Raw genomic sequence first — 11,853 nt, forward strand, 5'->3', positions numbered from 1 at the left:
CGAGCGCGCCGAGGCTCATCAGATTGCCTGAAACACCCCCTTCGACCATCCCGATTGCCGCCAGCAGCATCGACAGCGGGATCACCAGCGCCGTTATGATGGCTGCACGGAAATTGCCGAGCAGCAGGAACAGGACGACAATAACAAGGAGCGCGCCCTCGGTCAGGTTCTTGGCCACCGTGCTGATCGTCGCATCAACCAGCACCGAACGATCAAGCACCGGCGTCACGACAATACCGGGCGGGAGGGCAGCGCCGATCTCTTCGAGCTTTTCGGCGGATTCGGCCGCCACCGTGCGGCTGTTGCCACCTGCAAGCATCAGAGCGGTGCCAACCACAGCGCCATGACCATCGACGCTGGCTGCACCTGTGCGGACCTCGCGGCCCGACGAAATGGTCGCCACATCAATGACCCGCACCGGCGCCCCACCACGCTGCGCGATCACGATATCGGCAATTTCAGACCCGCGTGACACCCGGGCATCGGCGCGAACCACCAGCCCTTCTCCGCTGCGCTCGACCACGCCCGCACCGCTCGACACATTGCCGCGTTCGAGCGCGTCGACGAGATCGGTCATCGAAAGACCGGCGGCGGCGAGCCGCACCGGATCGGGCGCGACTTCATATTGCTTCACGAAACCGCCGATGGCGTCGATACCCGCGACATTGGCGACCTGACGCATCTGTGGGCGTATGATCCAGTCCTGGACCGTGCGCAGATAGGTCAGCCGTTCTTCCGGCGTCGTCAGCCGCTGACCCTCGGGGGTCAGATAGCTGCCGTCAGTTTGCCAGCCCGGCTGCCCGGCCCGCGCACGCGGCGCGCCGCGCCCATCGGGTCGCGCAAAATCGACTGTCCACATCAGCACTTCGCCAAGGCCGGTCGACACCGGTCCGATTTGTGGGTCCACCCCGGGCGGCAGTGTGCTCGCAGCCTGAGTCAGGCGCTCACCCACTTGCTGGCGGGCAAAATAGAGGTCGGTATCATCGGTGAAGATCACTGTGACCTGCGCAAATCCGTTGCGCGAAATCGAGCGGGTCTCAACAAGGCCGGGCATGCCCGCCATGGCAGTTTCGATGGGATAACTGACCTGGCGTTCCATTTCCGTCGGCCCGAGCGAAGGCGCGACGGCGTTGATCTGCACCTGCCGGTTGGTGATGTCGGGCACCGCATCGACAGGCAGCTGCACAAGCTGGGTGGCACCATAAATCGCGGCAAACGCGGTCAGAAGCACCACCAGCACCCTTCGCTCGACGGCGAAGGCGAGGATTTTTTCAATCATGGTTCGTCCTCTCAATGATCATGCTCGGCCTCGGCCTTGCCGAGTTCCGCTTTGAGGACGAAGGCATTGACAGTCGCGACGCGTTCGCCGACGCGCAGACCCGCGATGATTGGCACCGCCGCATCACTGCCGGTGCCAACCGTTACTGGCCGCACGACAAATCCGCGCTGGGTGCGCACAAAGACAACACTGCGCCCATCAACCTCCTGGATTGCACTGCGCGGCACCACTGGCAGCCGCTGGCCATCGCTCCCGGGCGTCGTCACTCGCGCACTGACATTCTGGCCGACCCGAAGGTCACCATCGCGATTATCGATGGTGGCGATGGCTTTGGCCGCGCCAGTGGCCGGATCGACGGCGGGAGAGAGGAAGCGGATGCGGCCCGTGTGCGGGTGATCGCTTCCCTGAACAGAAAGCATCGTCGTCTGGCCGACCCGAACGCGCTGGATATCGCGCGCCGGGATCATCAATTCCGCCCAGACCGTGCGCGGATCGGCAACCTGAAACAGCTCGCGCTCGGGCGGAACATATTCACCCGGCGTTACGGTCACCGAGGTCACTTCGCCGGCGACCGGCGAGCGCAGCGTCATCAGCCGGGTGGTGCCTCCTCCTGTCCCCGCGCCGAGCGCGCGCAAGGCTTGCTCGGCCTGGCTCGCCTCAATTCGCGCCGCGTCATAGGCGGCCTGCGCTGCTTCATAATCTTGACGTGCCGTGACACGTTGGCGGAACAGACTTTCCTCTCGCGCAAGTACAGTGCGTGCGGCCTCGGCTGCGCGCCGTGCGCGTGCCGCTGACCCTTGCGCCTCAGCCACCTCGCGGCTGTCGATGACAGCCAGCGCATCGCCGACCGCGACCCGATCGCCAAGCTGGCGCAGTATCCGCACGACAACCCCCGATGTGCGCGCCGTAACATGACCGACCGACTGTGTCGGCGGGACGAGCACGCCCGCCGTCGTCACTTCGCCCCCGGCAAAGCCTTCTCCGACCGCCGCGACCACGATCCCGGCTGTGCGCAGCTGCGCTTCGGTGACCGTTATTACCCCTTCTGCGGGGGCAGCTTCGGCCTCTTCACCCTCACCGGCATGGTCCTCGCCACCTTCTTCTTGGCCATGTGCTTCTTCTTCGCTGTGAGCGGCCTCACCGCGCAGCACATAGCCAGCGCCGCCGCCAACGAGTGCGATGATCGCAGCCCCGCCAATCAGGGCCAGCATTTTCCGGTCAATCGTCATGATCAGTTCTCCTCGCGCGCATAGGCGCGATTAAGCGCGGCAATCGCGCGGGCCCGGTCGAGCCGGGCTTCGATGATAGAACGGCGCGCCGTCGTCAGCGCGCCCTGGACGTCGAGCAATTCAAGCAGCGAGAAGCGTCCGGCATTGTAGCCGATCTGCGCCAGCCTCACCGCCTCCTCGGCTTGGGCAAGGCCAGGCCCCTCAAGCGCGGCCAAGCGCGTCTCGGCAGCTTCGACGAGCATTTGTGCCTGCGCCCTGTCACGCCGCGCTTCGGCTCGCACCCGCTCGGCCTGATATTCAGCGGCGGTCTCGTCGGCTCGCGCCGCCTCAATACCGCCGCGATTGCGATCACGGATCGGAATTGGCAGCGATACGCCAGCAACAAACGCGGTATCGCGCCCGTCATTGAAACGCCGCAGCCCGCCGCTCACCGTCACATCGGGCGTTGCCGCAGTCCGGGCCAGCGCTACGCGCGCAGCCGCAACCTGACGCTCCGCCTCTGCGAGCCGTTCATCGATGCCGATAAAGGCAGGATCATCTGTGCGTTCTCGGAGCTGCGGCGCGCCGGTTACCGTCGTCAGCTCCGGGTCATCGGATCCGATCAGCACGGCCAGGTTGCGCCGCGCGGCGAGCATAAGACTGAATGTTTCGGCTTCGGCCGCGCGGGCTTCGGCAAGGGCCGCTTCAGCGCGCAATTGCCGAAGCGGTGGATCGCGGCCCTCTGCAACCAGAATGCGCGCTGTGTTGGCCAGCGATGCCGCCTGTCCGGCATTGTCGCGCGCCAGCACCGCCTGATCCGTCGCCGCCGCGAACTCGGCAAAAGCCAGTTCAACGTCCCGAACCAGATCAATGCGCTCGCGCAGCAGGGCCAAGGCCGCCACATCACGCTCGCTTGCCGCAACCGACCGCCTGGCGCTTCGCTGCCCTCCGATCTCGAGCTGTTGGCTAAGCGCCAGCGTGGTTTGTGTGCTGTCCAAGCCGCGGAAGGGACCGCTTCCGGCGAAATCCTCGACTTCGAGGCTGACCTGCGGATTGGGACCGACATCGGCTTGACGGGTGCGCGCTTCCGCTGCGTCGACACGCGCCTCAGCTGCCGCAAGGCGCGGTTGGCTTGAAATGGCACGCTCGAACGCAGTCTCGAGCGTGATGGGTTCAGCCAATGCCGCCGAGGCAGTGACCAGCGCCGCAGCCATAAGGGCGGCGCGCAAGGATATGGGCATGAAAGACTCCTGAACTTGACATGCGCTGAGCACGCGGACCCAAGGGCCCGCACGCTGCGGCGGTGCAAATTCAGGCGGAAGGTGGCTGAAGCGGCGGGGCTTGCGCCAAAGAGCTCAGAATGGCGCTGTCTTGTGGTCGCATCGCAACACGGACCAACGACAAGCTTTCGACCATGACCGGCGCGCCGGCATCAAGACCCACGCTGCAATGGTGATGAACCATGGCGTGGCAGGGAGCATTCTCGTCGTCGGGAGCATGGTCACGATGCGCTACATCGGCATGACCGCCTGCGTCGGCTGAGGCAATCACCGCACTGTAAGGCAAGGCATCATGGGCCATCGACGGCGATTCGACGCCGCCAAATGCCAGTCCAATCGCCAGCCAGAACAGAAGAAGCACGCGCGCCATCACTGCCGCACTACCCATAAAAGGTAAATCAGGCAATCTGATCGGCGTGCTGTCATGAAATAAGGTCCTGCTGGCGCAACGCTTCAGCCAGATCGGCAGGTATCGGCATTGGCGCAAACGCGCTCACATTAGATCGCCCGGTGTTACCCACCGGCAACCGGCCCGTCAGCGAGCCGAGCGGGGCCAAAATGATCCGGACCATTTGGCCTAGAACTTCGCTCCAATCGCGCCGTCGGATCGCGAACCGCAGCATCATGCCGTGACTGTTCAGATGCGGGCCGAGAAAGGGTTGAGAAACGATATGCACCCGCTCCAGATGGTGCCAGGCACGATCACCGTCGCCGGCTTCTACTGCTGACCGGTATGCCGCCATTTCATCCGCGATCACCCGCCGCGCAGCAAAGCTGTTGCCAAGCCCCCGGCAGCGCCGCTGCCGGTGCCAATAAAAGATTTGGGCGAAGGCCCAGATGAGGGGGGTCAGGGCTCCGGCCGAAACTTCGACCTCGTCGCTGTAGCGCGTTCCCCCGTTTGGATCCGGGGTGACGGTGATCCAATGATCCCACTTGGAAATGAGCGCACTGTGCCCGTTGTCACGCAGTCGTTTCGGCCATTCGGTGCCGTCAGCTTCGTGCAGGGACGTCACGATCCACTGTGTGCCGAACGGAATGATGCCAAAGAGGCGGAGCTTCACCTCGTAGCGCCCACCCGGTCGAAACCTGTCGAACGACGTGCTGGATACCGGCTCGAAGCGTACGAGGGGCCAAGCGATATGCTGCAGTAGGCCCGCCGTCTGCACCTCCGCCCAGACGGTGTCCGGCTTGAGCGCGATATGCGTCGAACGGGAAACCATCATGCCGCAACGCTCCGCAATTCACGCCGTGCCTGCTGGACAATTTGAATGCCGCCGCTGATCCCGAGTAGCGCCAGGATCGCAGCGACAATAAGATCGGGCCAAGCGGTGCCGGTGCCGAACACGCCGAGCGCGGCCGCCATTACGACGACATTGCCGATCGCGTCGTTGCGCGAGCATATCCAGACAGACCGCATGTTCGCATCACCAGAACGAAAGCGGTAGAGCATGATGGCGACACCGGTGTTGGCTGCCAGAGCGAGCGCACCGATAATCCCCATCAGTTCAGGTTTGGGTACAGCTCCGCCCAATGCCGCCAGAACCGCCGTGATCATAACCCAACCACCCAGACCGATGAGGGTGAGACCCTTGGCCAGCGCAGCCCGTGCCCGCCATGCCAGCGCCATCCCGGCGACCAGCAGGCTGATCGCATAATTGGCGGCATCGCCCAGAAAGTCGAGTGCGTCCGCCTGCAACGCACGGCTGTCAGCAGCGGCGCCTGCCGCCATTTCCACCACGAACATGCCGGCGTTCACGCCGAGCGCGATCCACAGCGCGCTGCGCCAGCGCGGCTCATTCAGTGTTACCGCCGTTCCGCAGGCAGCCTTGCAGCAATCGTCAGCCATATTCTTACCTTCTCGACAATCTTCGAGTCGGCACTCTATCTACACCCTGTAGCAACTACAGGGTCAAGCCAGAAGGAGTGGCAATGAAGATTGGCAAGCTCGCGAACGCCACGGCGACCAGGGTCGAGACGGTGCGCTATTATGAAAAGATCGGGCTGTTGCCGCCGCCCGCTCGGACAGGCGCCAATTATCGTGCCTACGGCCATGATCACTTGGCGCGCCTCTCGTTCATCCGCCGTGCGCGCGATCTCGGTTTCACGCTCGAAGCAGTGCGCGAACTGCTCACGCTGTCGGATGACAAGGCCCAATCCTGCGATGCAGTTGACGGGATTGCGCGCGTCCACCTCACCGAAATCAACCGCAAGATCGCCGATCTGAGCGCGCTGCGCGGCGAACTCGACCGGGTGATCGGATCCTGCCGTCACGGAACAGTCGCCGACTGCAAGATCATCGAGACCCTCGCCCCGCGGGCACTGCCAGCAGCGTGACCGAAAATCGTAGGTTCGGCACCGACGCTTCGGCGTAGCGTCTATGTATCCGCCAAGCGGCGTTGACGATGCAGCGACACCCAGCAATGGTCTTTCCAGCCCCACTAGCGCCACGGATCAAGCCCTAACCATGCCGACCCTGCAAACCGGACTCATCTATGCGCTCGCCGCGCTCGCAGAGATCGCCGGTTGCTTTTCGTTCTGGGCATGGTTGCGGCTCGGCAAATCTGCCTGGTGGGTTGCGCCGGGCATGGTGTCGCTCGCGATCTTTGCCTGGCTCCTCACGCTGGTCGATACACCCGCTGCGGGCCGTGCGTTCGCAGCCTATGGCGGCGTCTACATCGCGGCGTCGCTCATCTGGCTTTGGAGTGTTGAAGGCGCACGACCCGACCGCTGGGATATCATTGGCGCCGCGATTTGCCTCGCCGGAGCAGGACTGATTTTGATGGGTCCAGGACGATCAGCCTGATGGCAGCCAATGGGATGGCCACTCGAAAAGCTTTTCGTGATCATCGCGGAATACCAATGGGTTAAAGTCTTTAATGAGTAGCTCTAGCCAAGCCCCTGAGATATTAACCATTCGTGCGATCACGGCCTAAATGAAAGCGGGTGCCCGGTCAGTGACCGGACGCCCGCCCTCAAGTATTGGTCAGTTCGTTACGGGCAGCAGTCCATGGCCGCCTCGCAGCATGCCAACACGAGGTCGCAGCAGGACATGGCCAGCGATGCAACCTGATCCGGCGCAGCGGCAAATGCTGCTGAGCTGGAACCGAGCAGCACGGCTGCCGTGATGATGTACTTCTTCATGATGATATCTCCGTTGAAAGTGAATTGCGTCGATCAGCGGAGCATTCGGGGAGGCGGTGGCTCCGGCCCTCCGTTTGGCAGGGGCGGAAACTTTTCGAGAAGCGCCAGAAAAGTGAGTGACGACAGATCACGAGGCTCTAGTGACGAAATGCGCTCTGCCGGAAGCGTCTGGCACAAGGCCAGGCAATAGCTCTTACACTCCCCCCGCTCGTCGTCCATGCAATCGCCGCAATCGCCTGCGTCCGCGTTCATCTCTGCCATGGGAGCGCAACCGCTCGCTGCGTATGTAGCCTCTACGGGAAGCAGCGCGACCAGAAATGCCGCGAGATAGAGGAAGAGGCGCTGTCTCATGCGATGAACCTTACTGCTGAGTTCGTCTGGATCAAAGACATAGTTACACGGCGCTCCGGAGAGGTTCACGCCGCTTCAAGCATGGCGAGCCGCTTAGCGAAACCATCGGGCTCTCCTTCGTGCAGCTCGAGAAAGCGATTGGCCTCTTTGACAATCCGCGCCTCGACCACCGCTGCGCTGTCGATTTTCGACAGGGCATGGAGCCACTCCGTGACTTCGAGCCAGTCCCAAAGCGGGCTGTTCGAAGTGACGCGGGCAACGGGATTGGGAAATCCTGAGCCGCGTTCCGCCTTGGCATAGAGCGAGATCGCCTGCCGGGTGAGGCTCGAGCGCTCGGCGATGTCACTGAGGCTCACCAGATAATCAGGTTCGACCCGTTCGATCTTGGCACCCGTTTTCAGGACATCCTCATAAGCCGTTACGATAGCTTTAGAAAATGACACGGCTTCACGGGCGAACTCGACGATGATCACGCCCTTCTGAAACGATAGCGTCGCGTCGTCACAGCCGGCCTCGAAGAAGCGGTCTTCATAGCCGTCCATCTCGGGATCGAGGCCGGAGGCGACAATGGTGAACTCATGCGTCTTCATCTCACTCACTCCGCTTGCCCGTGCGAGCACCGCGCCACATCCCGTCGTATAGCCTTGGCATGGTTCTCCACACTACGCGGCGTGCTCCAAATCGAGACCATGCAACCGTCCCGGTCAGCCCAAGCGCAGTAGAGCCGCCCCCAGGCGTGGCCACTGATCGGAATGACCCGCCATCCCAGCGTTTCCGCATGGGCAACAGCCGCTTCAATCTCCTTGTTCGGATGGCGTGGTCTAGCCATTCCCGCAAACTGCCTATTATATATCTGTTGACATTTGTCAACGCTTATTGCTTTGCCGCTGCTGAGCTACGTTCATCTTGGCCAGATGGGAGCTGCCACTCATGGTCTTGGATCAGACCCTGTATCTCAATGGCCTATGCAGACAGGAGCGCGCGCAGTTTCGCGTCCCAGGCATCCAACGCGGTGCGCTTCTCATCGTCATACCTGTAGCGGTTGTAGATCCCGGCGACCCCTCCCCGTGTTCCGCTGATATGGTTGAGCACGCTTTCGGTCACCTCCACCGGGACCCTAAGCGACTGGAGATGGGTTGCCCCGGTTCGGCGGATATCATGCAGCCGCCAGTTCGGAACCTCGACTTGGTCGGGGTCTCCGCCTTCTTCGATCTGCTTCGCCTTAAGGTATGCGATCATATCCCTGTGGAGCGCCGCCCGTCCCTTGAAGAAGCCCGAGACGGGAGTGGTCCCGGTCGTAGTGAACACGAGGCCCTTCCGCTTCGGCCCCAGCAGCTGCAGCTCAGCGAGCGCTAGGCTCGTCAGCGGTATGACATGTTCCTGATCATTCTTCGCCCGATCGGCCGGCAAGGTCCATCGGCGCGCATTCAAGTCGATTTCGGACCAGTCCATCTCGGCGACTTCCTGACGTCGTTGCATCGTCAGGATCAGCATCCGCACAAACGGCCCCCACGGCCATCCGGAATTCTCGGTCGCCCTCCACAAGGCGACGATCTCCTCGTCACTCAGCACCCGGCGGCGCGACGGGACGGCCTTTGGCGCTTTCATCCCGGCCAGCGGCGAGACTTCGATATCCTGCCGGTCGGTCGCCCAGTTGAAGAACTTGCGCAGTAGCGAGTGGATCTCCTTCCGCCGCGCCGGGCGATCGGAATACTCGTCCAGCACCTTCACGATATCGGCGCGGGTGATCTCATGAACGGGTCGGTTGCCCCAGCGGGGAATAAACACGTTGTTGATTGTGCAATTCGCCGAGCCCCATGTCCCCCGCCAGTTCGGCTTGAGATAGAGCTCGACGAACCTCTCGCTGTAGGTCCGAAAGTTCAGCGTCTCCTTTTTGCGCTTGGCTTCGCGCTTGGCTTCGACCGGGTCGATCCCCTGATAGACCTGAACCAGCAGCCGCTCGGCTTCCTTGCGCGCCGTGGCAGGTGTCCATGGACTACCGACCGGCCCGATTGTCTTGCGGCGGGCAGGCCCGCCGTCGACCCGATACTGGAACACAAAGGACTGTGCTCCTTTTGGCGTAATGCGAAGTCCGAAGCCCTTCAGCCGGGGGTCCCACACGTAAATGTCGCGGTGCGGGTCCGGTGTGACCGACTGGATGGTTCGCAGTGTGATTGACTGATTCGGCATGATCTAGCGCTCGTCCACGTAATCGCCACGTAATCAGATGTCGGGATTACGATGGCGTAGCGAAGGGTAATCCACGGCGGATTTATTCCAACCGTTTCAAGCCTTTGAGCGTAGTTTGGCGTAGTATTGGAAAGGAACGAAAAGGGTCCAAAGCCCCGCTCTTAATCAGCGGGTCCTAGGTTCGAGCCCTAGTGCGTCCACCATTGCCACTCTTTCCGCAAAGCTTTCAGAGGGTTTGATGCCGGCTACGGGCAGACCCGTAGGACCGTACCTACCTTCCGGAAACCTCGGGTAAACCACCTCGCATGAGGAGCGATTTAACCCGGACGCTGTAGGCCGCGCGTGTGGCCCGGCTTCTCGGCATCTTTTGCGCTATGCTCCTTGCGCTCCTCGTCGTCGGAGTGGCGCCCGCGCATGCGCAGAGCTGGCCAGCGCGCGAACCTTCGGGCGCGGTCCGGGCGGAGCTGGCGGGCTGGCATGCCGCCCCTGCGGAACGCGGAACCGCGCGTAGCCCCACTAAGCCCGAAGTCGTCGCCGCCGTCCGCAAGGCCTCGCAAGCCACCGGCGTCGATTTCGCCTTTCTGCTCGCCCAGGCGCACCTCGAATCCGGCATGAACCCTGATGCCCGGGCACGATCCTCCAGCGCGCGCGGGCTCTACCAGTTCATCGACAGCACCTGGCTTGCGAGCTTTGAACGCAATGGCGCGCGCTACGGCCTCGCTGCCCGCCCCTCGCGCGCGGAGCTTCTGGCGCTGCGCAGCGACCCGGCTGTCGCCGCGGTGCTCGCCGCCGCCGACGCGCTCGATAATGCCGAGGTGCTGGAACGCGCGCTGGAACGCACCCCGACCGCGACCGAACTCTATCTTGCGCACTTCCTCGGCTCGGGCGGCGCGGCACGTTTCCTCACGGTCTGGCAGCGTGCGCCGCAGACCAGCGCGGCAGAGCTATTCCCCCGCCAGGCGCGGGCCAACCGCGCGATCTTCTATGCCGGCAACACCGAGGCGCGCTCGCTCGACGACGTCCTTCGCACGCTTGAAGCCAAGGTGAAGGGCGGATTTGCGGCAACGGCGGAACTTCACGCGGCCGTGCCCGCTAACATCGAAGAAATTGGTGATCTTCCGTCTTGTTTTGAGGAGGTTGAAGACCCTTCTTCAGGTTTCTTGCGAATAAGAGCAGGAGACGCGCCGCGCCGGACGGATGCTTCGGGAACAGCGCCGCGCGGAGGGGAAGGATTGGCCGCGGGCGTCAATTCGCGACCGGCTTGCCCCGGAGATTCTGACAGAGGTGAATGCCGGCGCAATAATAGTATTTCACAGGTAGTTGGCGGTGCATCCTCAATTCTGTGCGAAGTCAGCGGTGGGCGTGCCACTCCAGAGCCGAAAGCTCCAGGTCTGGCCCTACCCTCGCCCTTCGACACCCGTTGCGATCACATCGAAATGTGCTACATGGAGTCCATGAGCACATCCATCATCACACGCGTCCGTGACATCGTGGACAGCGGAAAGATGACCCGCGCCGGGCTTGCCCGTGCTGCCGGTCTCCATGCCAACACCCTGCGCGACGCGGCGGAGCCCGACTGGAATCCAACGGCCGAGACCCTACAAAAGCTCGAAATGTTTCTTGACTCCAACGATCAGCGTCCCGTTCTTGCCACCATTGATGAGATCATCGACGAGGCCCGCAACGGCCGGATGTATATCCTGGTGGACGATGAAGACCGCGAGAACGAAGGCGATCTCATCATCCCCGCGCAGATGGCCACGCCGCAAGCCATCAACTTCATGGCCACTCACGGCCGCGGGCTGATCTGCCTCGCGCTCACGAGGGATCGGGTCGATCATCTCGGCCTCACCCCGATGAGCCGCAACAACAAGGAATCGATGCAGACCGCCTTCACCATCTCGATCGAGGCGAAGGAAGGCGTCACCACCGGTATCTCGGCGGCGGACCGTGCGCGCACCATCTCGGTCGCGATCGATGCGGCCAAGGGCGCGGACGATCTCGTCACCCCCGGCCACGTCTTCCCGCTGATGGCGCGCGACGGCGGCACGCTAGTGCGCGCCGGGCACACCGAGGCGGCGGTCGACATCTCGCGGCTCGCCGGACTCAACCCGAGCGGCGTGATCTGCGAGATCATGAACGAGGACGGGACCATGGCCCGGCTCGACGATCTGATCACCTTCGCGCGTAAGCACGATCTCAAGATCGGCACGATCCGCGACCTTATCGCCTACCGGATGCGCAACGACCACCTGGTCGAGCGACTGGGCGAGCGGTCCTTCACCTCCGATTACGGCGGCCAGTGGCGGATGATCACCTACCGCGACCGTGTCGCGGGCAGCGAGGCCTATGTCCTGCAAAAGGGCCACATCATCCCCGGCGAGCCCACCCTCGCCCGCGTCCA

Annotated in this window: 12 protein-coding genes and 1 pseudogene; 4 read left to right on the forward strand and 9 right to left on the reverse strand. The window is 62.9% G+C overall.

Annotation, left to right across the window (positions count from 1 at the left end; genetic code table 11):
* The 6 genes from NBV68_RS12575 to NBV68_RS12600 form a co-directional block, all read right to left on the reverse strand.
* Nucleotides 1-1,279: efflux RND transporter permease subunit (locus tag NBV68_RS12575; protein ID WP_296310330.1), on the reverse strand; the 1,279-nt coding region annotated here is incomplete at its 3' end.
* A gap of 11 nt (nucleotides 1,280-1,290) precedes the next feature.
* Nucleotides 1,291-2,508: an efflux RND transporter periplasmic adaptor subunit gene (locus NBV68_RS12580; protein WP_296310332.1), complete on the reverse strand. Its 1,218-nt coding sequence runs from the start codon at nucleotides 2,506-2,508 to the stop codon at nucleotides 1,291-1,293.
* Between the two features lie 2 nt (nucleotides 2,509-2,510).
* Nucleotides 2,511-3,728 (reverse strand): TolC family protein, encoded by a 1,218-nt coding sequence (locus NBV68_RS12585; RefSeq protein ID WP_296310333.1) that lies wholly within the window; start codon nucleotides 3,726-3,728, stop codon nucleotides 2,511-2,513.
* Between the two features lie 70 nt (nucleotides 3,729-3,798).
* Nucleotides 3,799-4,137, reverse strand: a complete 339-nt coding sequence (locus NBV68_RS12590; RefSeq protein ID WP_296310334.1) for a hypothetical protein — start codon at nucleotides 4,135-4,137, stop codon at nucleotides 3,799-3,801.
* 52 nt (nucleotides 4,138-4,189) lie between these two features.
* On the reverse strand, nucleotides 4,190-4,990 hold the full coding sequence (locus tag NBV68_RS12595; RefSeq protein ID WP_296310336.1) for a DUF3703 domain-containing protein: 801 nt from the start codon (nucleotides 4,988-4,990) through the stop codon (nucleotides 4,190-4,192).
* A complete protein-coding gene (locus NBV68_RS12600; protein ID WP_296310338.1) occupies nucleotides 4,987-5,613 on the reverse strand; it encodes a cation transporter in 627 nt (208 codons plus the stop codon). Before NBV68_RS12600 ends, NBV68_RS12595 begins: the two co-directional genes overlap by 4 nt.
* Nucleotides 5,614-5,696: 83 nt before the next feature.
* Between NBV68_RS12600 and NBV68_RS12605 the strand changes: the two genes are divergently transcribed.
* Both NBV68_RS12605 and NBV68_RS12610 read left to right on the forward strand, forming a co-directional pair.
* The gene (locus NBV68_RS12605) at nucleotides 5,697-6,101 is read left to right on the forward strand and encodes a helix-turn-helix domain-containing protein (protein ID WP_296310339.1); all 405 of its coding nucleotides are present in this window, start codon (nucleotides 5,697-5,699) and stop codon (nucleotides 6,099-6,101) included.
* Between the two features lie 130 nt (nucleotides 6,102-6,231).
* Complete coding sequence (locus NBV68_RS12610; protein ID WP_296310341.1) at nucleotides 6,232-6,570, forward strand: YnfA family protein; 339 nt, start codon at nucleotides 6,232-6,234, stop codon at nucleotides 6,568-6,570.
* A gap of 188 nt (nucleotides 6,571-6,758) precedes the next feature.
* On the opposite strand, the gene NBV68_RS12615 is transcribed toward NBV68_RS12610, so the two are convergent.
* From NBV68_RS12615 to NBV68_RS12625, 3 genes are all read right to left on the reverse strand, one after another.
* Nucleotides 6,759-6,908 carry a hypothetical protein gene (locus NBV68_RS12615; protein WP_155644913.1) on the reverse strand — a complete coding sequence of 50 codons (150 nt, stop codon included), beginning with the start codon at nucleotides 6,906-6,908 and terminating at the stop codon, nucleotides 6,759-6,761.
* Between the two features lie 416 nt (nucleotides 6,909-7,324).
* Nucleotides 7,325-7,858: a hypothetical protein gene (locus NBV68_RS12620; protein WP_296310343.1), complete on the reverse strand. Its 534-nt coding sequence runs from the start codon at nucleotides 7,856-7,858 to the stop codon at nucleotides 7,325-7,327.
* A 364-nt stretch (nucleotides 7,859-8,222) separates the two neighbouring features.
* Nucleotides 8,223-9,449 (reverse strand): site-specific integrase, encoded by a 1,227-nt coding sequence (locus NBV68_RS12625; RefSeq protein ID WP_296310344.1) that lies wholly within the window; start codon nucleotides 9,447-9,449, stop codon nucleotides 8,223-8,225.
* 374 nt (nucleotides 9,450-9,823) lie between these two features.
* Between NBV68_RS12625 and NBV68_RS12630 the strand changes: the two are divergent.
* A pseudogene (locus tag NBV68_RS12630) lies at nucleotides 9,824-10,081 on the forward strand (3,4-dihydroxy-2-butanone-4-phosphate synthase); the annotation flags it as partial.
* A gap of 822 nt (nucleotides 10,082-10,903) precedes the next feature.
* Nucleotides 10,904-11,853, forward strand: a 950-nt coding sequence (gene ribB, locus NBV68_RS12635; protein ID WP_296310346.1) for a 3,4-dihydroxy-2-butanone-4-phosphate synthase, incomplete at its 3' end; no start/stop codon positions are given.

The organism is Erythrobacter sp. (assembly GCF_023653175.1).
Classification (GTDB): Bacteria; Pseudomonadota; Alphaproteobacteria; order Sphingomonadales; family Sphingomonadaceae; genus Erythrobacter.